Origin of the sequence: Pseudoalteromonas sp. OOF1S-7 (genome assembly GCF_022347765.1) — a bacterium.
In the GTDB taxonomy this organism is placed as follows: domain Bacteria; phylum Pseudomonadota; class Gammaproteobacteria; order Enterobacterales; family Alteromonadaceae; genus Pseudoalteromonas.
On sequence record NZ_JAKRFZ010000008.1, the window covers coordinates 26,790 to 48,440 of the forward strand.

Below are 21,651 nucleotides of genomic sequence, written 5' to 3' on the forward strand. Positions count from 1 at the left end.
TCGTCAGAAGTTTCTCGGGGAAAGAAATTCACCATTGTTAATTTCTTCCCAGGTTTTTGCAGCCAGGGTATCCAGAGAGTCCAGATCTTTGCCGCTGGCTGAAAGTTTATGCTCAACCGGCAGAATATCAATATCCTCAAAGCCTGATAGCTGTGCTACTTTGGCAAATATATAGGCGTGCTTATATTTTTGCTGTTTATAAAATATGCTGACCAGGCTGGCAAATACCTCTGGATCTGGGATTTCATCTGCCTTATTGAGCTCCAAAACACGGTACAGAATATCTATGGTTTTGTCGTCATCAATTTTCGCATAAAAGGTTGCCAGAAACAGCTGGATCTCGCTGTCACTTTTGACATTTTCCTGATCCTGCATATTGAGTAATTTATTGAGAGCCATACGATTGTTGCGTCTGGACCAGTGATAGTAGAGTAAGCCCGGATGCTCGGTATTAATCGTGTCCTGATAGATGCGAGTCATTTCTTTCAGGCTGGTAAGATGACCTTCAACCCGAGACGTGGTTTTTTCTTTTAGTTTGATATGTTCAATTTGTGCAGCCAGTGACACACACTGGTTATATTGTTCAAAGTTTTTCAATAGTGTGTACTTGTTGTCATCGGTGGGCGTTTTGTATTCGCTAAAACGTGAAAAAATAACGGCTGCACGCTCCTCCTTACAATGACTGTCTTTGTTGAGATCTTCACAAAACCCAGGGGTATCTGCGCAGATCTTGCTCAGTGTGACTGTGTCATCACAGCCACTGAGCAGCACTGATGTAATACACAGGCTTGATATTAGCCACCACCTCATTGTTATCTATACTCCAAGTCTTTGTTGTCGCTTGCGTAATAGTACCAATTTCGACAATTCTGGACACCCCTTATTTACGTCAAGTGTAGCAAGGGATCACAAGCCTGACAGGTTCGCACTGAATTTATTCTCTGATCGGGTCGAAAATGGGTGGATCTGACTTGAGTTTTACTGTGCAGTTAATTTTACAGCAACAATTGTCAGTAAATGGTGGAGAATCATGGCTATTTAAATTAAAATGTCGCTGCCTTGGGGCCTGTTGACTCTCAAATTATGCAATACATCAGGCCCGGATAGGCTATCCGTTCAAAAATTGTTTATTAGGCAGAAAAAATGACCTTATCTCACGAGCAAGAATATCAAAACAGCTGGCAAGAACGTCAAGATTACGCAGAAAGCATGCAACCTATCATTGGTCGTCTGTATCGTAACCTGGGTGTAGAAATTGCGGTTTATGGCCGCCCTCTTGTAAACACCAGCACTATCGATGTTATTAAAGCCCATAAAACAGTCGCACGATTTGAAGACACGAAACTGCGTCTGCGCGAGAGCTTCCCTTTCTTAGAAGTTATCAGCAAAATGGAACTGGCTCCGGGCCGTGTTGACTTAGGTAAACTGGCGTATGCCTACATTTATAAAAACGCAGGTGAAGGCCGTTCAATCGAGGAGTACCTCAATGCTGAACTTGCTGAGCTACTGAATACAGGTAATCGTCCGGCCCCTCGTGATGTAGTACTGTATGGTTTTGGTCGTATTGGCCGTTTACTGGCGCGCTTGTTGATAGAGCGTGGTGGTTCTCATGCCGATTTGCGTCTGCGTGCGATTGTTGTGCGTGGTGGTCGCGATGGTGACCTTGAGAAGCGCGCAAGCTTGCTACGTCGCGACTCAATTCATGGTCCTTTCAACGGCTCTATCACCGTTGATCACGAAAAAGGTGCCATTAAAGCAAACGGTAACTACATTCAGATTATCTATGCAAATTCTCCGGAAGAAGTGGATTACACTCAGTACGGTATTGAAAATGCACTGGTTGTTGATAACACGGGCGTGTGGAAAGACGAAGACGGTCTGGGTAAACACCTGCAATCTAAAGGTGCGTCGAAAGTACTTCTGACTGCACCTGCAAAAGGTGATATCAAGAACGTGGTATACGGTGTTAACAACGCAGACATTCTGTCTGAAGATAAAATTGTGTCTGCAGCAAGCTGTACTACTAACGCTATAACACCTGTACTGAAAGCGCTGAACGACAAGTTCGGCATCAAAAACGGTCACGTTGAAACGGTTCACTCATACACCAATGACCAGAACCTGATCGACAACTACCACAAAGCAGAGCGTCGTGGTCGCAGTGCGGCTCTGAACATGGTTATTACCTCTACGGGTGCAGCCAAAGCCGTTGCAAAAGCATTGCCAGAGTTGGCGGGTAAATTAACGGGCAACGCTATCCGTGTTCCTACGCCAAACGTATCTATGGCTATTTTGAATCTGAACCTGAAGGCAGAAACAACGGCAGAAGAATTAAACGAATTCCTGCGCGAAACGTCACTGCATTCAGAGCTTCGCGATCAAATTGACTACACTGCGTCGACTGAAATTGTATCAACCGACCTGGTTGGCAGCCGCTATGCCGGTGTGGTTGACTCGCAAGCAACCATCGTTGACGGTGATCGTGTTGTACTTTATGTATGGTACGATAATGAATTTGGTTACAGCTGTCAGGTTGTTCGCGTAATGCGTGACATGGCTGAGGTACAATTCCCAAGCCTGCCGCGTTAATTCACGGTTTGTCTAAAAAAGCCAGCGATTGCTGGCTTTTTTTGTTTTTGTCTCGCACCAGGTGTGTTAGGCTTGCAGCTGATTTATTGCTACAAATCACTAACAAAAAACATCAAGGTTAAAACAAAATTCCTTGACTGTGTGCTGCGCTGCTAAGCGTTTTGCACATTACATCTGGCGCAGTGAGATGGTTTTTTTATTTAGGGTATATGATGAAGATCACCAGTAATTTTGACAGCGGCAATATCAAAGTAATGTCCGCTGAGAATCCACTAGACATTCAGCTGGAAATTAACCGCGACAACGGCTCCGAATTTTTTCAATGGTTTCACTTTCGCCTTGAATCGACGCCATTTGTAGAACATAAACTTCATATTAATAACCTGCAAAACTCGGCCTATCCAGAAGGGTGGGATGATTACCAGGCGGTTGCATCTTATGACAGACAAACCTGGTTCCGGGTACCCAGTACTTATCAGGATGGTCAGTTAGTGATCGATTTTGAACCTGAGTGCCACCACACCTATTTTGCCTACTTTGCACCGTACAGCTACGAGCGTCATTTGGATCTGGTATATCGGGCACAAAGCCATGATGCATGCCGGGTTGAGACCCTGGGTGAAACCTTAGATGGCCGCGATATCAGCTTGTTGTGTGTCGGCGAGCCGGGCGATGAAAAGAAAAAGATCTGGATCACCGCGCGTCAACACCCTGGTGAGACGATGGCAGAGTGGTTTGTAGAAGGCCTGTTACACAAACTGCTGGACGATGAAGATCCGCATGCTGCCGCTCTGTTGTCAAAAGCTGTATTCTATATTGTACCTAATATGAACCCGGATGGCAGTGTACGCGGTCACCTGCGTACTAACGCAAAAGGTGTGAACCTGAATCGTGAATGGCAAACCCCTTCGCTTGAAAACTCGCCAGAAGTCTATCATGTATTGAAGAAAATGCATGAGACTGGCTTAGACTTGTATCTTGATATCCATGGTGATGAGGCATTGCCATATAACTTCGTTGCTGGCAGTGAAGGTATTCCCAGCTATGATGAACGTCTGGCCTCGCTGGAAGAGCAATTTAAACAGGCCTTGTTGACCATCACGCCGGAGTTTCAGGACGAGTTTGGTTATCCTAAAGACGCGCCGGGTCAGGCGAACCTGACTGTGGCATCTTGTGCAGTGGGCGAAGCCTTCAAAGCACTGGCATACACCATCGAGATGCCATTTAAAGACAATGCAAATTTACCTGATCCGTATTATGGCTGGTCTGACCGACGTTCATATCAGTTTGGTCAGGATACTTTAGCCGCCATCGTGAACGTGGTGGACAATCTGAGATAATCATCGTCACAGGCAACCTCTTCGGTTGCCTGTCGCATATAATAACAACGAAAAAGAGGAAGAGTCGTGGACGCGTTAGGAAGTTTTCTGGATAGTCTGGATGCCTTGTTAGGGGGCTCCTGGTGGTTCCCTTATGTATTACTTGGAGTGGGCCTGTTTTTTACACTGTATTTAAAATTCCCACAGATCCGGTATTTCAAGCATGCCTGCAAAATTGTCACCGGTAAATACGACAAAAAAAGCCACGAGGGGGATACCACACATTTCCAGGCACTGTCGACTGCACTGTCAGGGACAGTCGGGACAGGTAATATTGGTGGTGTTGCTTTAGCCATTTCAATTGGTGGTCCGGCAGCCTTGTTCTGGATGTGGATGACCGCATTTTTTGGTATGACCACTAAGTTCGTAGAGGTAACCTTATCTCACAAGTACCGTACTAAAGCGGAAGACGGCACAATGGCGGGTGGCCCTATGTACTATATGGATCGTCGTCTTAACATGAAATGGCTTGCAGTATTGTTTGCGATAGCAACTGTGATCAGCTCATTCGGTACTGGTAGCCTGCCGCAGATAAACAACATTGCGCAGGGGATGGAAGCCACTTTCAACATTGAGCCTATGGTTACCGGCGCTGTACTGTCTATTCTACTTGCCTTGGTTATTCTTGGTGGTATCAAGCGTATTGCAGCGATTACATCCCGGGTTGTGCCTCTGATGGCAGCCATTTATATCATTGGTGCTTTGGCGGTTATTTTGTATAACGCTGAAAACATTATTCCGTCTTTTGCAGCTGTGTTTACAAATGCATTCAGTGGCTCTGCAGCGGTCGGTGGCTTCCTTGGGGCGTCGTTTGCCTATGCCTTCAACCGGGGTGTAAACCGTGGCTTGTTCTCGAATGAAGCAGGTCAGGGGTCTGCACCGATTGCACACGCGTCAGCCAAAGCGGATGAACCTGTGTCTGAAGGGATGGTATCTATTCTGGAACCTTTCATCGATACCATAGTGATCTGTACACTGACAGGCTTGGTTATCTTGTCATCGGGTGTCTGGACTGAAAAATTCGAAACAACTTTTGAGCGCTCGTCAATGACGATAGTGCATGGCAATTATGTTGAATCGAGTGACAGTGATCGCGAAGAGTTATACAAATACCTCAATGGCATCGATGGGCATAGCGTTGAGGCATACAGTGGCAACATCCGCGTTGTTGAGGGCGTTGCGGTCAATAAAGACTTTACGGTGATCCACTCGCGCTCAATTGGTGAAGATATCCGTTTTGGTATCACGGCAAAACATCGTTATACCGGGACTGTTGAAGTTGATAAGGGCATGCTGGTCGATAACAGTATCAGCATCAAAGGCAAGTCTCTGGTGCACTCTGCCGAGCTGACAACCAAAGCATTTACTCGCGGGTTCTTTGGGGAAAATGGCCAGTATATCGTGTCGATTGGTCTGCTTCTGTTTGCATTCTCTACTGCGATTGCCTGGTCATATTACGGTGACCGTGCTATGACCTATTTGCTTGGTTCTCGTTCAGTTATGCCTTATCGGGTGTTTTATGTGGCGGGCTTCTTCTGGGCTTCGTTTGCAGACACAACTCTGATTTGGAAACTGGCAGCGGTAGGTATCGTAGTCATGACATTACCAAATCTGTTCGGGATCATGTTGCTGCGTAAAGAAATGAAAGACTCAGTTGACGAGTATTGGGACAAGTTCGATAAAGAGCAGAAGCAGTCTGAAGGAAGTACTGAGGTACAAAAAGACAATTCAATGCATTTCCAAAAAGACAAACCTTAATAAACCAAGTAGAATAGGGCGCCACATGGCGCCTTATTTTTTGGTCTTACTCTTTAAGAAGCAGTCTTACCGCAGGGGCTTATTTTCACTTGCATAGTCAATTGGCTTATGCGTAATGAAAGTGATAATAAGCACACAGGTATTAACACTCTAAAGATGGCCGGCGTGTAAATGCTAGTTTTTCGTTAGGAGTCACTCGAGTATGGCAATTGCCCAATGCCCTAGTTGTAACAAGCCCATTTCTTCTAAGCACAAAACCTGCCCACATTGTCATTTTGACGTTGCGAATATGGATGAGGAATCGCTACACAGAGAAACCGTTCGCAGACGAATAAAGAAACAGCAAACGATTATGAACTATTCATTTTTGGCGCTGATCTTGTTTCTGGGTGGGTTCTTATACCTCTACTGGCAGCAGCCGGTAGAAGGAACATGGGAAATGTTGGCTGCCAAAGGCGCAATTGGTGTCGGCCTGGTCTGGTATCTGGTCAACCGAGTGATTTTAGTGGTACTGAAAAAGAAAAAGTGAACATGAATATAGACAGTTTAGTTAAAAATATAACGCCGGAACTTTATGAGCGATTACAGTATGGCGCAGCGACTGGACGCTGGCCGGATGGTACCGAGTTGAGCACCACACAAAAAGAGCAAACCGTTCAGCTGGTGATGTTATACCAAGCAAAAGTCGCCAAAAGTACAGAGCAGTTCACCATTAATGAGCAGGGCGAAATGGTGCAAAAATCAAAGCGTGAATTGCAACAAGAATTTAAAGCAGAAAATGAAATAGCCAGGTTTAGTGAAAATGATCTTTAAAAACCTTTTTACCCCTAAATGGAAGCACCCTAAAACGCAGGTGCGATTAGCCGCTGTAGACAAGCTGGACACAAGCAAAGATGCCGAAGTATTACTGACCCTGGCATTGGAAGACGACTCAAGTCAGATCAGGAAGAAAGTACTGGATAAAATTAATGACCTGAGTGTGTGGTGGAAGGTATATAAACAGGATCAGGAACTCAAAGAACTGGCCGAGCAGCACATCTCTCAGGCGGTATTATCGGGTTCAGGATCGCTGAGCCAGGCGATCCGCGATGAATATATTGACCGTTACGCACCGGCCAAGACCCTTGAAAAAGTTGCGTTTAGCGATGTTACCAACGAGCAAAAGGTCAAATTATTAAAGCGTCTTGCCAATGCCAAACTGATCGAGAAGGCGTTTAAAGAGGGTGACGAGCCATTACAAGTCGCGTTATTGCCCCTGATCGCACAGTATCAGTTGGAAAAGGCAGTGCTTAAAGCCGCTTCTGGTGAAGCGCGTACAATGCTTGAGCAAACGCTGGAGCAGCAGCGTCTTAGCCAGGTTATGCCGGCACAGGTCACTCAGGAGGCCAAACTGATTTTGGCCAAACTCAATGCACTGCGTGACAAACAGGATTATCTGCTAGTTGCTAGTCAGTCTGATGCCTTGGTGGCGCAATGGCAGGCGCTGGAAGTGCAGTGGCTGAGTGAAGAAGCGCAGCAAATCAACCAGGAAAAATTTGCGACCATCACGACAAAACTGAACAAGCATCGTGATACGTTGCAGCAGGCGTTTGAGCAGGCACAACAACAGGCCGAGCAGGCTGCGGCCAAAGCGACCGCGATCAGTGAGTTTGAGGCCGGATGTGAAGCGCTGGAACAGGCGCTGTCGAGTGCAGTTGAGGCCTTAAATCTGTCGGCTCAGGAGGCTTTACACGCACAGCTGTCTGAGCTGCAGAGCCGAATTGAGGCCTCGCAGTATCAGGCAGAGCCTGCGCTGAAAGCCTTGTTGAGCAAATTACGTGACAGTGCCAACGCGCTTGAAAGCCTGCCCGAACTGGTCAGTGCAAAAGAGCAGTTTGATTCGGCGCTAAAAGCACTTTCTGAAGTTGCACCTAGCGAAGACTTGGAGCAGTTCGATACCGTTATGGCGCAGCAAAAACAGGCCTATCAGCATGCTCACATGCAACAGCGTCGATTACCTGTTGCGCTGAAAAAGCAGGCTTCGGAGCTGCTTAAAGAAGCCAGCAACGAGTTTAATCAAACCATGAAGCCACTGGTTGATGGGCAGGAAAAGCACCTCAAAGAAGCGCGTAAAAAAGCAAGAGATGTGCAGCGATTGCTGGATCAGGGGCGGTTTAATGTGGCTTTTGGTGTGTTCAATGGCTTTATCGAAAGTTATGAGCTGCTGAGCGAAGGGTACAAACAGCATCTGGCAAAACAGCACAGCGCTTTGAGTGAGGCACTCAAGGAATTAAAAGACTGGCAAAAATATGCCTCTCAGCCAAAACGCGCTGAATTGATGCAACAGCTTGATGAGATGCTGACAGAGCAAGAGGTCGACCCTAAAGCCCGTGCGGCGCAGGTAAAGCTATTACGCGTACGCTGGAACGAGCTGGGGCGTGTTGAAAGCGAAGAAGAAAAAGCACAGGCAACGCAGTTTGATGAGAAAATCGAGCTATTATTTGCGCCCTGCCGTGCGTACTTTGCAGAGCAAGATGCACAGCGTAAGAAAATCATTGAGCAGCGCGAGGCACTGGTTGAACAAATGACTGAGCTGATGAACCAGACACAAGTTGCTGAGCCTCAATGGCGTCAGGTAGAGGGGACGTTCAACCGTATTAATAAGCAATGGCGTGGTGCCGGCAGCCTGGATGCTGCGACTTATCAGGCACTTAACGCTCGTTATCGTACTGCCTACACGCAGGTCAATGAGCAGGTGAAATCTCGCCACCAGGCCAATGCACAATTGAAGCAGAAACTGGTGCATGAAGCGCAGGCTCAACTAGAACTTGAAGACGTTGTACAAGCTTGTGACACGCTGAAAAATCTGCAAAAGCGTTGGCAGGAAATTGGCTTTGCCGGCACCAAGCAGGAACACACACTGTGGCAGGAGTTCAGAAAGCACAATGACGCGGTGTTTGGTAAGCGTCAGGAACAACAAAACGCCGAGCGTGAGCAGGCCCAGGCGCAAGAGACACAGCAGCGTCAGTTGTTAGCTGAGCTGGACAGCCAAATGATCGATGCGAAAACGCAGTCAGAGCTGTTAACCGTGAAAGAGGCGGTGCTTGCTACGGATGTGCTCGGTACACTGAAAAAGACCAAACAGCAATTACTGGAGCAAGTTGAAGCGAAGCTTAATGAGCTTTTTTCAGCCCAGAGTCGCGAAAAGTTTAATGAGCTGGTAGAGGCGGTGCGTGCAGGTGATACACCACCGGGTTGCTGGCTAACCGGTAATGGCTCAGGACTTGCTGCTGAGCAGTTGTTATTACGTCTTGAAGTGATGACGAACAATGACTCTCCGCAAGCCTTGCAGCAGGAAAGAATGGCACAGCAAGTGGCCCTGCTTGAAGCGAAACTTCAGGGCGGCGCGCAAACGCTGGAGTACTATCTGAATTGTTATCTGTCGCAAGTGGTTAATGACAACGATCAGGTTGACCAGGAGCGCCTGATTAAGGTGTTAACCGCGTAACTGTATAAGTCAGAAAAAGCGCCGCAAGGCGCTTTTTTAATGTTCCCACTAGTGAAATAACTGCTGAAGCGCTTCGTCGAGATTAGGATAACGAAATCGATAGTTCGCTTTGAGTGCACGCCGGGGTAGTACGCGCTGACCATAAATAAGTAACTCTGACATCTCGCCGAACAGGGCCTTCAGGACAAACTCTGGCATCGTCAACATGGCGGGACGCCTCAACGTCAGCGCCAGCCGCTCGGCAAATTCCTTGTTAGACACAGGGGCCGGTGCGGTGGCGTTAAACACGCCGGATAAGTCCTGATGCTTGATCAGAAACAGCAGTAGCTGCACCATATCGTCGATGTGGATCCACGACATCATTTGTTTACCACTGGCCATCGGGCCACCCATGCCGAACTGAAAGGCTGGCAGCATTTTTTTCAGTGCGCCTCCTTGTCTGGATAACACCACGCCAGTTCTAACGATACATACCCGGGTTTGTTCACTGCGGGCTGAATTTGCTTTCGCTTCCCAGTCTTTACACAGATGGTGACTAAACTCCGGATAAGGGTCGTTAAAATCTTCTCCGACTTTAACGGTTGCGGGCTGTCGGCCATAGTAACCAATGGCACTGCCTGAAATGAAGGTGTGCGGCGGTGTATCGCAGTCACGGATTCGTGCACTTAATGCTTCTGTTAGTGCAATGCGGCTATCCATAATGCGTGCCTTTTGTTTCTCGGTCCAGCGTTTGTCTGCAATGGGCTCGCCCGCCAGATTTATAATCACATCCAGGTCATTGAAGTTGACCTGTTCCAGAGTATCTATGGCTTCAATTTTGCTGTCCAACAGACGTCCGGCTTTTGAAATGTTGCGTGTTAACGCAACAATTTTGTGCTTATTGATAAGAAACTTACACAACTCTGACCCGATGAGTCCGGTTGCACCTGTAATTAATACCTTCATGTATAATCCATTTTAAATAATTTAGTGTTTATACTCAGCGTATTGTATTGTCGATCAATTTGTTCGTTCTGCGTGCTTTGATGCAAATTTCCGTTACAATGAAGCCGATGGGCATGTATTCAGTAGATGCGCTGATGGTGGCTGCCCGATGCCATACCCCGGTATTCTGACCGGTTTCGCAAAGTTATTGTAAGGAAAAGTTGTGTCTTCATTGTCTGGGATCACTAAAAGTCTAGTCGTTATTGCGTCATTGTTCATTGTTTTAGCCGGAATAAAACTGGCCAACGAAATAGTTGTCCCTTTTGTTTTAGCAGCCTTTATCGCTATTATTTGTAATCCACTTTTAAAGTTTTTTGCAAATTATCGCATCCCAAAAGGACTGGCAATTGTACTGATCATTATGTTGGTTATGCTCATGGGCATGAGTTTAACAGGGCTGGTTGGACAGTCATTAAACGATTTCTCCAGTCAGCTACCTCAATACCGAGAAGCGTTGCGTAGCAAGTTTATCTGGTTTGTCGATATGGCGGCCCAGTACAATATTTTAATCGACAAACAGCAACTCATCGCGTTGTTTGACCCGGGTAAGATGATTGATGTGGCAACCAATATGCTTGCAGGCTTTGGCGGTGTGATGGCGAATATCTTTTTGATCTTGTTGACTGTGGTCTTTATGCTCTTTGAAGCACCGATGATTAGCACCAAAGTGCATCTTGCGCTGGATGACCCGGATATGAAAATGAAGCAGATTGACCGCTTTTTGGATTCGATCAATAGCTATCTGGCGATAAAAACCCTGGTCTCACTGGCGACGGGTGTACTTGCCGCAGGCTTTTTGTGGGTGCTGGAAGTCGATTACTTTGTGCTGTGGGGCGTGTTTGCTTTTTTGCTTAATTATATTCCCAACATAGGCTCAATTATTGCGGCCGTGCCGCCGGTACTGTTGGCACTGGTTACACACAGTCCTATGGTCAGTGCCATTGTGGCAGCGGGGTACATCAGCATCAATACCATTATGGGGAATATCATTGAACCACGCTTTATGGGCAGAGGTTTGGGCCTTAGCACACTGGTGGTATTCCTGTCCTTAATCTTCTGGGGTTGGTTGTTGGGTACTGTGGGTATGCTGTTATCTGTGCCGCTGACCATGGTGGTTAAGATTGCATTGGAGAACAGTGAAGATGGACGCTGGCTGGCTACGATGTTAAGTGGAGAAGAGCAGCAAAACGCCAGATGATAGCTCATCTGGCTCATACCGCTTGGTCGTTTGTGGTTTTACTGAACCAGGAAGTCGGCTTGCAGCTCCAGAGTATGTTGCTTAATGAACTCAATTTTGCAGCGCTTGTATACCTTAGCTGCCATAGTAGCGTTAGGCATCTGCCTGAGGTAGCGCCAGCGGCAGGCATCTTCCATGTATCTTTCCTGATTAATAAAGCTGCGTTGAATTATAGGCAGTAACTGCGAGTTGCCTGTTTCTTTCTGCAGGTTTTCGGTATCCATAACCAATTTCGTTATCCAGGTCTTTCTTTCACGCTCAAGTAACTCAATATTACCGTCCAGACACATCAGGTAACGTTTGGCTTTTTCGGGGTGATCTGAGTTGAGATGGTCGCACTGTTGTAAGCCCAGTCTGGCAGCTTGAGCTGATAGGCTGAGTGTTAACAGTGATAAGAAACACAGTGTTTTATTGATTCTGTTCATAACTAAATTCTATTGTAAACTGGGCACCACCCAGCTGGCTGTACTCTATGTCTATGCTTCCGTGGTAGGAAGAGACGAGGTCGGACACAATGGCCATGCCGACGCCATGACCGCTTTCATAGGTGTCCAGGCGCGTGCCGCGTTGCAGCAGGGTACTTCTGTTTTGTTCCGGGATCCCCGGACCATCATCGCTGATGATAAATCGCACGCCCTTGCTGTGATTGTATTTCACTTCAATATCGACTTGTGAATTACAGGCTTTACAGGCATTGTCGATCAAATTACCCAAAATTTCCATTAGGTCGGTTTTATCCCCCAGAAAAGCAGCTTCTTCCGGACACCTGGCGGTAAAATTGATCTGTTTGTCATGATAGACCTTGGTCATGGCATTGAGGATTGAGTCAACCACAGGTTGCACCTGAGTTTGTTTTTTCCAGGTATCCGAGGCACCAGATGCGGCGCGTTTTAACTGATGTTCGATCATGGCGTTGATGCGGTCAAGTTGCTCCTGAGCGTCGGCATTCTCTGCCAGCGGGCTGGATTTTAATACTGCCAGCGGAGTTTTCAGTGCATGAGCAAGATCACTTAGTGAAGCACGATAGCGTTCTTTTTGTCGCCTTTGCGAATCCAAAAGTAGGTTTAGGTCGGCCTTGATGGTATTCAGTTCGACCGGATAGAGGCCGCTGATCTTGTCGATTTCGCCTGCTTCTACCGCTTTGATTTCTTTATCCAGCCTCTGTAGTGGGCGGGCGCTCCAGATAAAGCCAAACGCCATGAGCGCAGCTATCATCACACCCATCACCAGCATCCAGTTGACCAGGGTATTACGAAATTGCGCCATTTGTGCAACCAACGCAGAGTTTTTCTTCAGCAAGATAAACTTGGCCTGTTGTGAGTGACTGGCATTACCAAGAATAACGGTCATGCTGAGCTGCCAGAATAGTTCCTGATTGTATTCAACCCGCTCGAATTCTGCGGCACCGGCTTTGCTTTGTGAGATATCTGGTGTAACGGTCAGATTCATTGCGGACTCAGAATGCCACACCAGGGTATTTTGTTGGTAAATAAGTGCGTAGGTGTCGGAATTAAGGCGGTTTAGTTCAGGCGCCAGTATACTGTTGGGCATCTCCATAGTGACAAAATCTACTTCAGAGATGAGAGAGTAAAGGTGGGCTTCCAGTGTTTTTTCAGTGGCGTCTACCAAAGTGGCGTAGTAGGCGCGGCCAATTGAGAAAAACAGCGCTGGCAGGGCAACAATTAAAACAAAGACAAGGATAAATCCTTGTCTTATCTTAAGCGAAATTTGAGCGCGATTTACCACTGGTTTTTAAACCTATAGCCTCTGCCTCTGAGCGTTTCAACGGGGTTAAGTGTACCGTCTGGATCCAGTTTTTTTCTGAGCCTGAGAACGAATACTTCAATCACATTCGAATCCAAGTCAAAGTCCTGATCATAAATATGCTCCGTCAATTCGGACTTAGAGATCACTTTATGCGGGTTGACCATTAGGTACTCGAGCACTTTGTACTCGTAAGCTGTCAGGGTGAGTTCCCGGTCTTCTACCCATACTTGCTGAGAGCGCGTGTGGATTTTAACCGGCCCGATACAGATCTCCGGGTTGGCTTGTCCTGCACTTCTGCGGATCAGCGCATTACAGCGTGCGATTAATTCTTCGGTATGAAATGGCTTAGTCAGGTAGTCATCGGCACCGGCATCCAGTCCTTCAACTTTTTCCTGCCAACGGTCTCGAGCAGTCAGGATCAAGATAGGTAATTTAATGTCCTTTGCCCGTGCCTGGCGGATCAGTTCGATACCATCAAGTTTAGGCAGACCAAGGTCAACGACCGCCAAGTCTAGTGGATATTCAGTTAAGTGAAAAAGACCATTTTCTCCATCGTGGCACAGATCAACACTGTATTTTTCTTTTTCCAACGCAGTGCGCAGGTTTTCTGCTAGTTGTATATCATCTTCAATTACAAGAATTCGCATTGTTTAGTCCTTCTTCACTTCGCCCGTAACCTGGTGAACTTTTAAATCTATGATCCGGCCGTCATCGAGCAAAATCCTGACCACATAATAATCTCCTTGCTTGGAGATCTTGAGGGTTTTGCCTGAGTACAGGTCGGTTGCAAGTTTAACTGCTTGCTTTTTGCTTATCGTATCTTGCTTCTCAGTGGCCTGTGCGGTTTGAAAAACCAGCAAACAGCAGATTAACGTAGAAGCAAGACATCTTGGCAACTGCATTTATAAGCTCCACGGTTAGGGTTGCTTAACATCTTGTTGCACAGGCTACTGGAAAACGACTTAACCCATGCTGAACTTGCTAAGGTAGCACTTTCTTGTATGGCTTGACGATGCTATTGGCATATACACCTGCGGCGATATAAGGATCTTGCGCAGCCCAAGCCTCGGCTTGCGCCAGGGAATCAAACTGGGCGATCACCAGCGACCCTGTAAACCCTGCGTCACCTGGTTCTGGACTGTCGATAGCGGGAAGGGGACCGGCGGCAAATAGACGCTGTTGTTGTGCAAGTTCATTCAGTCTGGCCAAGTGCGCAGGACGTGCGGCTAAGCGCTTCTGTAAAGAGTTTTCAACATCTGTTGAATAGATCATATAAAGCATAGAGTGCAAAAATTATTGTGTTGTTTGTGCCTATCATAGACTGAACTGGCCCCGTGTGTAAATGCTGCCGCTACTGATGAATGAGATGAGGCTGGGTCGTGTATGTACTTGTGATTGGTGCATTGTGTAAGCATGCAAAGGTGTGAGGTTTACGTCAATGGGTGTTGGATTAGACGTTTATACTTGAAATGCCGTGCTGATGGCTGGTAGAGTCCTTCGACTATTCTTACAAAATAATAATAAGGTTGTTCTTGTGAGCGCAAATCGTGAGCACTTTAGCTCGCGGCTGGGATTCATCCTCGCCGCAGCGGGTTCCGCAGTCGGGATTGGTAACCTGGTTGGGTTTCCCGTGTCTGCAACAAAAAATGGGGGCGGTGCATTTCTGCTGACTTATGCCCTGTTTGTCATCTTTATCTGTCTGCCTGTCATGATGGCAGAGATGGCGATGGGGCGAAAAGCACAAAAAGATCCTTACGGTTCCTACAAATCGTTAACGCAGGGAGATAAAAAGTGGTCCCTGGCGGGGGCGATCGCCGTATTAACGCCGTTTATGATTGCGGTGTTCTACATGGTTATTACGGTGTGGATTTTTGGTTACCTGGTGCAAACGGTGGTTGGAAATCTGGACATGCTCGCAAATCCCGGCCACTTTGATGCATTTGTAAACCAGTATTCTATGTTCATTTACATGGTGTTTGTTGGTCTGATCGTCAACCTGATCCTGATTGGTGGCGTAAAAGAGGGGATTGAGAAAGCCGCTAAATTTATGATGCCGGCACTGTTTATACTGTTGCTTGGCCTGGTTGCCTACGTGCTGACGCTGGATAATGCTATGGCCGGAGTACGTTATTACCTGGTGCCGGATTTCTCTAAGATGAATGCCAGTGTGCTCAATGGTGCTTTGTCCCAGTCGTTCTTTTCTCTGTCGCTGGGGATGGGTATTCTGATCACCTATGCTTCATATATCTCTAAGAAAGACGACATTGTAGGTAGTTCAAAAATGGTTGCTATCACAGACTCTCTGGTAGCCTTCATTGCCGGTCTGATGGTGTTACCTGCTATCTTTAGCTTCAACCCGGACACAGATCCTGCCAAGTTGAGTGATTCGTCCGTGTCTATGATATTTGTGTATCTGCCAAAATTGTTACTGGCACTGCAATCAGACATTGGCTATTTTGGTGCTTCAGCGGTTGCTGCGTTGTTTTTCCTGTTGGTGTTTTTTGCTGCAATTACCTCTTTGGTATCGATTATTGAAGTACCTACCGCTGCGCTGATGGAAGAAAAGTGCATTAGCCGCAAAAAGGCGTTGGGCTTGCTTGCACTGACAACGGGTGGACTAACGGTACTGTGCACCATGTCGTTTGGCATGGTCGGCTGGTTGACTGATTTTGTAAACTACGGTGGCGCCAGCCAGAGTATGTTTGCGCTTGTTTCGGATGTTTTCTATGAGACCATATTGCCTTTCAATGGATTATTGGTTTGCTTATTCGTTATGTACCGTTGGAAAAAGCACAATCTGTCAGAAGAACTGGCACAGGGTTCGCCAAACTATAAGGGCAGCTTAATGGAAAAGTACGTGAACTTTTCATTATCAACCTTTATTCCTGTAATTTTGGCCGTGATTTTTGTTAATACAGTGACGACTAAGTTCTTTTCTTTTAGTCTGTTTGGCTTTTAACTGCACTAAAAAACCTTACCCGGGCGTCGCATTCTTGTGACGCCCGGGCATTAAAAAGTAATGCCTGAATCCAGGTACTGACCCAGCCCAAGGGTGAAGACCCACAACCCCCACAGGCTATGCTCAAGCACACAGACCGCCAAAGAACGACTGTGTGCGTAGGTATAAGCAAATAGCAACCCTCCTGCAAAGGAAAGCGCAATTGCCACCCAATTATCATACACACAGTGAGCTAGTGCGAATACGGCGGCACTCAGTACAACTCGGATGGTTTTCTTCGGCAGGATCCGCTTGTAACGATGGAAAAAGTAGCTGCGAAAAACCAGCTCTTGCGGTAGTACCGATAAAATCGGGTAGGCTATCATAAGAATCAACCAGTCACGGGTGGAATTGAGCGGCATATCAAACCAACTTTCCTGATTAACCAATCCATAAAACATCGCAGAGAACAGTGCACCAATAAAAAAGGTTGAAAATAGCCGCCGCTTCACGGTTGAGAAGGTCCCCAGGCTGGTGAGGCGAAAACGTTTGAAGTGTGGATCGGTCAGTAACAAATATGTACACACAGCTGTGAGTATAATCAGTGCCGGAAATAACCAATTGGCGAGTTGATGACGAAATGCATAGGCAATAACAGGTAACAGAAAAAACACCAGGAATAGTTCGCACCAGCGATATTGGTTTGCGTTCAATGTAGCCTCTGGTATGTCTGACAACGTTAGCCTAACTATAGTCAAGGCTGTTCAACTCGGGTATGGCAGGGCGCGGAAAACTTTGTTTGATTGACTTTTGCGACAGAACTCCTTAGCCTGCCGGGCTTTGTTGTATAAAGACGGATGCATGATGAATAAAAGTGAACTGGTTTCGGCCATGGCGGCCCACAGCGAATTGACTAAGAAAGACACGCAGGCTGCGCTGGGTAGTCTTTTAAAACTTATCACCAAACGTCTCTCTGATGGAGATCAGGTCCAGCTTAATGGTATGGGCACGTTTACGCTGAGTTATCATCCGGCAAAGCCTGGGAGAAACCCCAGAACCGGTGAAGAGATCCTGATTGAAGGGCAAAATAAGGTATTGTTTAAGCCAGCCAAAGCCTTTAAGGATGCTTTGGCTGACCAGTAAGATATGAGTTGCTAGCGGGCAGTTGCCGCTTTCATATCGCGTACAAAGGCGCTCAGGGCCTGATACATAGCTGGCTTGTCATCCAGGTGCTGCTCGATGATTTTGACCACGGCAGAGCCTGAGATAGCTCCAGCAGCGCCTGAATCCAGTGCTGCTTTTACCTGTTCTGGTGTTGAGATACCAAAGCCGAGTAAGGCGGGAGCTGCATGATATTCGGTGAGCTTAGTGATGATCTCATCGGTTGGCATTTGTACCTGGCTCTCTGTGCCGGTTACGCCCGCGCGCGAAAGCAAATAGGTATAACCTCTGCCGTAACTGGCACATTCTCGCAAGGTATCATCACTGGCGTTAGGCGTTGCGATGAAAATTGATTCAATACCCGCATCTGCCGCAGCTCTGCGGAACATTTTTGACTCATGCAGAGGAACATCGGCAACTAAGACTGAGTCGACACCTGCCGCTTTGGCTTGCTGATAAAAGGCATCCAGGCCACGGGCGAAGATCAGGTTGGAATACAGCAGCAGTCCGATTGGTATATCAGGGTATTGCGATCTTACAGTGCTTATCACATCAAAGCAGTCTTCCGTATTTATGTTCTGCTCCAGTGCACGTATGTTTGCAGCCTGGATCACCGGACCGTCTGCAATCGGGTCAGAGAATGGGATCCCCAACTCCAGTGCATCTGCGCCGCCCTCAATCAAGCTTTTGATGATTGCCAGGCTGGTTTCTTTGTCCGGGTCGCCAATCGTCACAAATGGCACAAACGCACCTTGTTGATTTTCCTTTAGCTGCTTAAACATCTCATTGTAACGGCTCATAGCTCACCTCGCGCTGCTAATACCTGATGGACGTGGGCTAAGTCTTTGTCGCCACGGCCACTTAAATTTACCACGATCACAGTGTCTTGCTCCTGTGCTTCTGCGTATTTCAGTGCATAGGCCAGCGCATGACTTGACTCCAGTGCCGGAATAATCCCTTCATGCTTTGCCAGAGACTGGAACGCAGCCAGCGCTTCATCGTCGGTCACGGCAACATATTGCGCACGTCCGGTTTCGTGCAGATAGGCGTGTTGTGGCCCGACTGCCGGGTAATCCAGACCCGCTGAAACAGAATAGGACTCCTCAATCTGACCATCCGGGTTTTGCATGATATAGGTATAAGCACCATGCAAAATACCTTTAGTGCCCTTGCATAATGCCGCACCGTGTTCTTCGGTTTCCAGACCTTTGCCTGCGGGCTCTACACCTATCAATTTCACGTCTTTTTCGTCAATAAAATCGGCGAACATGCCAATTGCATTGGAGCCACCACCGACACAAGCCATGACCACATCCGGCAGTTTGCCTTCCGCTTCAAGCACCTGTTGCTTGGCTTCTTCCCCGATCATTTTCTGAAATTCGCGCACCAAAGTCGGGAAGGGGTGAGGGCCAGCAGCTGTTCCCAGTAAATAGTGGGCGGTTTTATAATTGGCTGACCAGTCACGCATTGCTTCATTGACCGCATCTTTTAGCGTGCCAGAGCCCGCGGTGACCGGGATCACCTCGGCACCCATCAGGCGCATACGAAATACATTAGGTTGTTGACGCTCAACATCTTTGGCACCCATGTAAACGCGACATTTCAGACCCAGCAGAGCACAGGCCAGTGCTGTTGCAACACCGTGTTGTCCGGCGCCGGTCTCTGCGATGACTTCTGATTTACCCATACGCTTGGTGAGTAGTGCCTGACCGAGCACCTGGTTAGTTTTGTGCGCGCCGCCGTGCAGTAAGTCTTCTCGCTTCAGATAGAGCTTCACTTTTGGGTTTTTAACCAGATTTCTGGTGAGTGTGAGTGGGGTCGGACGCCCTGCAAACTCGTTCAGTAACAGGTAGAATTCCTGCTGAAATGCGGGATCATTTTGTGCTTTGTTAAATTCCTGTTCAAGCTGCTTGAGTGCCGGAACCAGTAATTCAGGGACAAACATGCCACCAAAATCACCGTAGTAGCCTGTATTCATTCTTTCCACCTCAGTATTTACGAATTGTGTTAAAAGCTGTATTAAGTTTATTGGCGCACTTTTTACCTGGGCTGGTTTCGACACCAGAGTTCAGATCGAATCCGGCTGCACCCAGGAAAGAGGCTTGTGTCAGGTTGTCTGCGTTCAGGCCGCCTGCCAGCATAAAGCTGCCAGGCGCCTGGCTGAGCAACTGCCAGTCAAATGCCTGTCCCGTGCCACCGATCTGACCTTTGATTTGGGTGTCGTACAAATGCTTGTCGACGCGCAACAAAGGTTCGGGTAAATGGTCGCTAATCCCCTGAGCCTTCCAGATCTGACAGTTGACAGGTAATTGCTTACGCAATTCATCGACATAGTCTTGCGACTCATTGCCATGCAGCTGTACTGCACTGAGTTTCAGAATACGGACGTTTTCGACTACCAGGTCAAGCGGTGCATCAACAAATACGCCCACATAATTAAGAGGCGCACTGTCTACGACGGCTTTGGCACAGTCAATGTCTACGAAACGGGGAGATTTAGGGTAAAAAATCAGTCCGCCGTACACTGCACCGGCTTTATAAGCCGCAATTGCATCCTGGCCCCGAGTCAGTCCACAGACCTTATTTTCTCCAAGGATCAGCTTGCGACAGGCGGTTTCCAGATCTGGCTCGGCCATCAGTGAACTGCCAACCAGGAAACCATTGCAGATAGGGGCAAGACGATTCACGTCTGAATGGGTATAGATACCAGACTCGGAGATCACGGTTCTATCGTCAGGGATCAATTTACGTAACCGCTCACTCGTCGCAAGATCTGTACTTAAGTCTCTGAGGTTGCGGTTGTTGATACCAATGAGGTTGGCATCCAGAGCGAGTGCTCGATGTACTTCTTCTTCATTGCTGACTTCGGTTAGCACCGCCATATTCAGGCTGCGCGCTAAGTCAGCCAGGGCCTGGTAGCGCTCATTACAAAGTACAGACAGCATTAACAAGATAGCGTCGCCACCACTCAAGCGGGCAAGGTATACCTGATATTCGTCAATGAAAAAGTCTTTACAGATAAGAGGTTGAGAAACCTGAGTTCGTACATATTGGAGATACTCGAAGCTACCCTGAAAATACTTTTCGTCAGTCAGCACACTGATACAGCTGGCGTAACGACCATATACTGCGGTGATCTCATCAAGATCGAAATGCTGACGGATCAGACCTTTTGATGGCGATGCTTTTTTGCACTCCAGAATGAACTGAGTGCCGGGGTTGCTCAGAGCGGCATGAAAATCTCTCTCACTGGGCGTGATTTGAGCAATAAAACTGTCCAGCGGGCGGGCTTTCTTTCTCTGCGCCACTTCAATTTCTTTGTCCGCGACAATGTTCTCTAATACGTTAGCCATGACTAACTCCCACAATTTCGGCAAGTTTTTCGGCGCAACGTCCGGATGCCAGCACTTGGGCAACCTGGGCACTGGCTGATTTCAGGTCGGCTGCTTTGTCTGTCATAACCAGCAAGGCTGCAACATTGGCTATGATGGCCGCATTGTGTGCTTCTTTGCCTTTGCCATCAAGAATATCCCGGGTTGCCTGCGCATTAAATTCGGGCGTGTCGCCAAAAATGGCTTCAAGTGGGTAGCGTGCCAGTCCAAAGTCTTCAGGTGTCAATGTGTAGTCTGTAAGCACGCCCTGATTCAGTTCTGTGACCTGAGTTTCGCCATGTAATGCTATTTCATCGCAACCTGAGCCATGAACTACCATTGCGCGTTGTGTGCCGAGTTTTTGCAACGTTTCAGCCATTGGACGGCACAGCTTGGGATCATATACACCCAGTAATTGCACCTGAGGTCTGGCTGGGTTAGCGAGTGGACCGAGTATATTGAACAGAGTACGGGTTTTGAGTCTGGTACGCACTGGCATCGCATGTTTTACACCAGCATGATAATGCGGGGCAAACAAAAAGGTAAAGTTGGTCTGTTGTAAACAGTGCGCGCCTAATATCGGATCCATATCCAGGTTGATACCCAGTGTTTTCAACAGATCGGCAGAACCGGATTTACTGGATACACTTCGGTTGCCATGCTTCACCATATGGATGCCGCAGGTGGCTGCGACAATTGCCGCCGTAGTGCTCACATTGATGGTGTTGGTGCCGTCTCCACCTGTGCCGCAACTGTCGGCGCAAAGCAGGCCATGAGAGTCAAATGCAGTGGCATGATCGCGCATAGCTTTAGCCGCTCCCGCGATTTCTTCGGCGGTCTCACCTTTGAATTTCAGGGCGATCAGGGCGGCAGTTAGCTGTACTTCGTCCAGTTGGCCCCGCATCGCTGCACTAAATAGTTCTGTGGCAGTGTCAAAGTCCAGAGATTGCTGCTCAAGTAATAAGTTTAAACTTTCCATT

General features: G+C 47.6%; 21 protein-coding genes. 9 read left to right on the forward strand and 12 right to left on the reverse strand.

The features are described 5' to 3' along the window. Nucleotides 1-3: 3 nt before the first annotated feature. Nucleotides 4-810: a DUF2989 domain-containing protein gene (locus MHN33_RS12820; protein ID WP_239398367.1), complete on the reverse strand. Its 807-nt coding sequence runs from the start codon at nucleotides 808-810 to the stop codon at nucleotides 4-6. Nucleotides 811-1,143: 333 nt separating this feature from the next. Here MHN33_RS12820 and MHN33_RS12825 point away from each other — a divergent pair, with 333 nt between their 5' ends. The 6 genes from MHN33_RS12825 to MHN33_RS12850 all read left to right on the forward strand — a co-directional run bounded on the left by MHN33_RS12825 (nucleotide 1,144) and on the right by MHN33_RS12850 (nucleotide 9,213). Further along, entirely contained in the window at nucleotides 1,144-2,589 is a 1,446-nt protein-coding gene (locus MHN33_RS12825) for a glyceraldehyde-3-phosphate dehydrogenase (RefSeq protein ID WP_239398368.1), read from the forward strand. A 212-nt stretch (nucleotides 2,590-2,801) separates the two neighbouring features. Beyond that, nucleotides 2,802-3,929, forward strand: a complete 1,128-nt coding sequence (locus tag MHN33_RS12830; protein ID WP_239398525.1) for a M14-type cytosolic carboxypeptidase — start codon at nucleotides 2,802-2,804, stop codon at nucleotides 3,927-3,929. Between the two features lie 66 nt (nucleotides 3,930-3,995). Then, nucleotides 3,996-5,726 carry an AGCS family amino acid carrier protein gene (locus tag MHN33_RS12835; protein ID WP_239398369.1) on the forward strand — a complete coding sequence of 577 codons (1,731 nt, stop codon included), beginning with the start codon at nucleotides 3,996-3,998 and terminating at the stop codon, nucleotides 5,724-5,726. A 202-nt stretch (nucleotides 5,727-5,928) separates the two neighbouring features. After that, nucleotides 5,929-6,255 (forward strand): zinc ribbon domain-containing protein, encoded by a 327-nt coding sequence (locus MHN33_RS12840; protein WP_239398370.1) that lies wholly within the window; start codon nucleotides 5,929-5,931, stop codon nucleotides 6,253-6,255. A 2-nt stretch (nucleotides 6,256-6,257) separates the two neighbouring features. Continuing rightward, entirely contained in the window at nucleotides 6,258-6,539 is a 282-nt protein-coding gene (locus MHN33_RS12845; RefSeq protein ID WP_239398371.1) for a DUF1315 family protein, read from the forward strand. Then, complete coding sequence (locus tag MHN33_RS12850) at nucleotides 6,529-9,213, forward strand: DUF349 domain-containing protein (RefSeq protein ID WP_239398372.1); 2,685 nt, start codon at nucleotides 6,529-6,531, stop codon at nucleotides 9,211-9,213. The genes MHN33_RS12845 and MHN33_RS12850 overlap by 11 nt, the downstream gene beginning before the upstream one ends. A gap of 48 nt (nucleotides 9,214-9,261) precedes the next feature. Here MHN33_RS12850 and MHN33_RS12855 read toward each other — a convergent pair whose 3' ends face one another. Continuing rightward, nucleotides 9,262-10,158, reverse strand: coding sequence for a TIGR01777 family oxidoreductase (locus MHN33_RS12855; RefSeq protein ID WP_239398373.1), 897 nt, complete (start codon nucleotides 10,156-10,158; stop codon nucleotides 9,262-9,264). A gap of 202 nt (nucleotides 10,159-10,360) precedes the next feature. On the opposite strand from MHN33_RS12855, the gene MHN33_RS12860 reads away from it, so the two are divergent. After that, the gene (locus MHN33_RS12860) at nucleotides 10,361-11,395 is read left to right on the forward strand and encodes an AI-2E family transporter (RefSeq protein WP_239398374.1); all 1,035 of its coding nucleotides are present in this window, start codon (nucleotides 10,361-10,363) and stop codon (nucleotides 11,393-11,395) included. Between the two features lie 38 nt (nucleotides 11,396-11,433). Here the strand turns inward: MHN33_RS12860 and MHN33_RS12865 are convergent, their stop codons facing one another. The 5 genes from MHN33_RS12865 to MHN33_RS12885 all read right to left on the reverse strand — a co-directional run bounded on the left by MHN33_RS12865 (nucleotide 11,434) and on the right by MHN33_RS12885 (nucleotide 14,482). Beyond that, a complete protein-coding gene (locus MHN33_RS12865) occupies nucleotides 11,434-11,859 on the reverse strand; it encodes a hypothetical protein (protein WP_239398375.1) in 426 nt (141 codons plus the stop codon). After that, nucleotides 11,843-13,180 (reverse strand): ATP-binding protein, encoded by a 1,338-nt coding sequence (locus tag MHN33_RS12870; protein ID WP_239398376.1) that lies wholly within the window; start codon nucleotides 13,178-13,180, stop codon nucleotides 11,843-11,845. The genes MHN33_RS12865 and MHN33_RS12870 overlap by 17 nt, the downstream gene beginning before the upstream one ends. Next, a complete protein-coding gene (locus MHN33_RS12875) occupies nucleotides 13,174-13,848 on the reverse strand; it encodes a response regulator transcription factor (RefSeq protein ID WP_054013883.1) in 675 nt (224 codons plus the stop codon). The genes MHN33_RS12870 and MHN33_RS12875 overlap by 7 nt, the downstream gene beginning before the upstream one ends. 3 nt (nucleotides 13,849-13,851) lie before the next feature. Then, on the reverse strand, nucleotides 13,852-14,103 hold the full coding sequence (locus MHN33_RS12880) for a PepSY domain-containing protein (protein ID WP_239398377.1): 252 nt from the start codon (nucleotides 14,101-14,103) through the stop codon (nucleotides 13,852-13,854). A 79-nt stretch (nucleotides 14,104-14,182) separates the two neighbouring features. Then, the gene (locus tag MHN33_RS12885) at nucleotides 14,183-14,482 is read right to left on the reverse strand and encodes a YciI family protein (RefSeq protein WP_239398526.1); all 300 of its coding nucleotides are present in this window, start codon (nucleotides 14,480-14,482) and stop codon (nucleotides 14,183-14,185) included. 253 nt (nucleotides 14,483-14,735) lie between these two features. Here MHN33_RS12885 and MHN33_RS12890 point away from each other — a divergent pair, with 253 nt between their 5' ends. Continuing rightward, on the forward strand, nucleotides 14,736-16,160 hold the full coding sequence (locus tag MHN33_RS12890) for a sodium-dependent transporter (RefSeq protein ID WP_239398378.1): 1,425 nt from the start codon (nucleotides 14,736-14,738) through the stop codon (nucleotides 16,158-16,160). A gap of 50 nt (nucleotides 16,161-16,210) precedes the next feature. On the opposite strand, the gene MHN33_RS12895 is transcribed toward MHN33_RS12890, so the two are convergent. After that, complete coding sequence (locus MHN33_RS12895) at nucleotides 16,211-16,852, reverse strand: CPBP family intramembrane glutamic endopeptidase (protein WP_239398379.1); 642 nt, start codon at nucleotides 16,850-16,852, stop codon at nucleotides 16,211-16,213. Nucleotides 16,853-17,003: 151 nt separating this feature from the next. Between MHN33_RS12895 and MHN33_RS12900 the strand changes: the two genes are divergently transcribed. Beyond that, nucleotides 17,004-17,282 (forward strand): HU family DNA-binding protein, encoded by a 279-nt coding sequence (locus MHN33_RS12900; protein ID WP_239398527.1) that lies wholly within the window; start codon nucleotides 17,004-17,006, stop codon nucleotides 17,280-17,282. A gap of 11 nt (nucleotides 17,283-17,293) precedes the next feature. Here the strand turns inward: MHN33_RS12900 and trpA are convergent, their stop codons facing one another. The 4 genes from trpA to trpD are packed head-to-tail and all read right to left on the reverse strand — an operon-like array spanning nucleotide 17,294 to nucleotide 21,650. Then, a complete protein-coding gene (gene trpA / locus MHN33_RS12905; protein ID WP_239398380.1) occupies nucleotides 17,294-18,100 on the reverse strand; it encodes a tryptophan synthase subunit alpha in 807 nt (268 codons plus the stop codon). Further along, entirely contained in the window at nucleotides 18,097-19,278 is a 1,182-nt protein-coding gene (gene trpB / locus MHN33_RS12910; protein ID WP_239398381.1) for a tryptophan synthase subunit beta, read from the reverse strand. The genes trpA and trpB overlap by 4 nt, the downstream gene beginning before the upstream one ends. 10 nt (nucleotides 19,279-19,288) lie before the next feature. Further along, entirely contained in the window at nucleotides 19,289-20,653 is a 1,365-nt protein-coding gene (trpCF, locus tag MHN33_RS12915; protein ID WP_239398382.1) for a bifunctional indole-3-glycerol-phosphate synthase TrpC/phosphoribosylanthranilate isomerase TrpF, read from the reverse strand. Further along, nucleotides 20,646-21,650, reverse strand: a complete 1,005-nt coding sequence (trpD, locus tag MHN33_RS12920; RefSeq protein WP_239398383.1) for an anthranilate phosphoribosyltransferase — start codon at nucleotides 21,648-21,650, stop codon at nucleotides 20,646-20,648. The genes trpCF and trpD overlap by 8 nt, the downstream gene beginning before the upstream one ends. Nucleotide 21,651: the final 1 nt, after the last annotated feature.

What these genes read in the sequence shown, in the direction of transcription:
- MHN33_RS12820 (WP_239398367.1), bottom strand. Translation starts at nt 810, where the DNA reads ATGAGGTGGTGGCTAATATCAAGCCTGTGTATTACATCAGTGCTGCTC.
- MHN33_RS12825 (WP_239398368.1), top strand. Translation starts at nt 1,144, where the DNA reads ATGACCTTATCTCACGAGCAAGAATATCAAAACAGCTGGCAAGAACGT.
- MHN33_RS12830 (WP_239398525.1), top strand. Translation starts at nt 2,802, where the DNA reads ATGAAGATCACCAGTAATTTTGACAGCGGCAATATCAAAGTAATGTCC.
- MHN33_RS12840 (WP_239398370.1), top strand. Translation starts at nt 5,929, where the DNA reads ATGGCAATTGCCCAATGCCCTAGTTGTAACAAGCCCATTTCTTCTAAG.
- MHN33_RS12845 (WP_239398371.1), top strand. Translation starts at nt 6,258, where the DNA reads ATGAATATAGACAGTTTAGTTAAAAATATAACGCCGGAACTTTATGAG.
- MHN33_RS12850 (WP_239398372.1), top strand. Translation starts at nt 6,529, where the DNA reads ATGATCTTTAAAAACCTTTTTACCCCTAAATGGAAGCACCCTAAAACG.
- MHN33_RS12855 (WP_239398373.1), bottom strand. Translation starts at nt 10,158, where the DNA reads ATGAAGGTATTAATTACAGGTGCAACCGGACTCATCGGGTCAGAGTTG.
- MHN33_RS12865 (WP_239398375.1), bottom strand. Translation starts at nt 11,859, where the DNA reads ATGAACAGAATCAATAAAACACTGTGTTTCTTATCACTGTTAACACTC.
- MHN33_RS12875 (WP_054013883.1), bottom strand. Translation starts at nt 13,848, where the DNA reads ATGCGAATTCTTGTAATTGAAGATGATATACAACTAGCAGAAAACCTG.
- MHN33_RS12880 (WP_239398377.1), bottom strand. Translation starts at nt 14,103, where the DNA reads ATGCAGTTGCCAAGATGTCTTGCTTCTACGTTAATCTGCTGTTTGCTG.
- MHN33_RS12885 (WP_239398526.1), bottom strand. Translation starts at nt 14,482, where the DNA reads ATGCTTTATATGATCTATTCAACAGATGTTGAAAACTCTTTACAGAAG.
- MHN33_RS12900 (WP_239398527.1), top strand. Translation starts at nt 17,004, where the DNA reads ATGAATAAAAGTGAACTGGTTTCGGCCATGGCGGCCCACAGCGAATTG.
- trpA (WP_239398380.1), bottom strand. Translation starts at nt 18,100, where the DNA reads ATGAGCCGTTACAATGAGATGTTTAAGCAGCTAAAGGAAAATCAACAA.
- trpB (WP_239398381.1), bottom strand. Translation starts at nt 19,278, where the DNA reads ATGAATACAGGCTACTACGGTGATTTTGGTGGCATGTTTGTCCCTGAA.
- trpCF (WP_239398382.1), bottom strand. Translation starts at nt 20,653, where the DNA reads ATGGCTAACGTATTAGAGAACATTGTCGCGGACAAAGAAATTGAAGTG.
- trpD (WP_239398383.1), bottom strand. Translation starts at nt 21,650, where the DNA reads ATGGAAAGTTTAAACTTATTACTTGAGCAGCAATCTCTGGACTTTGAC.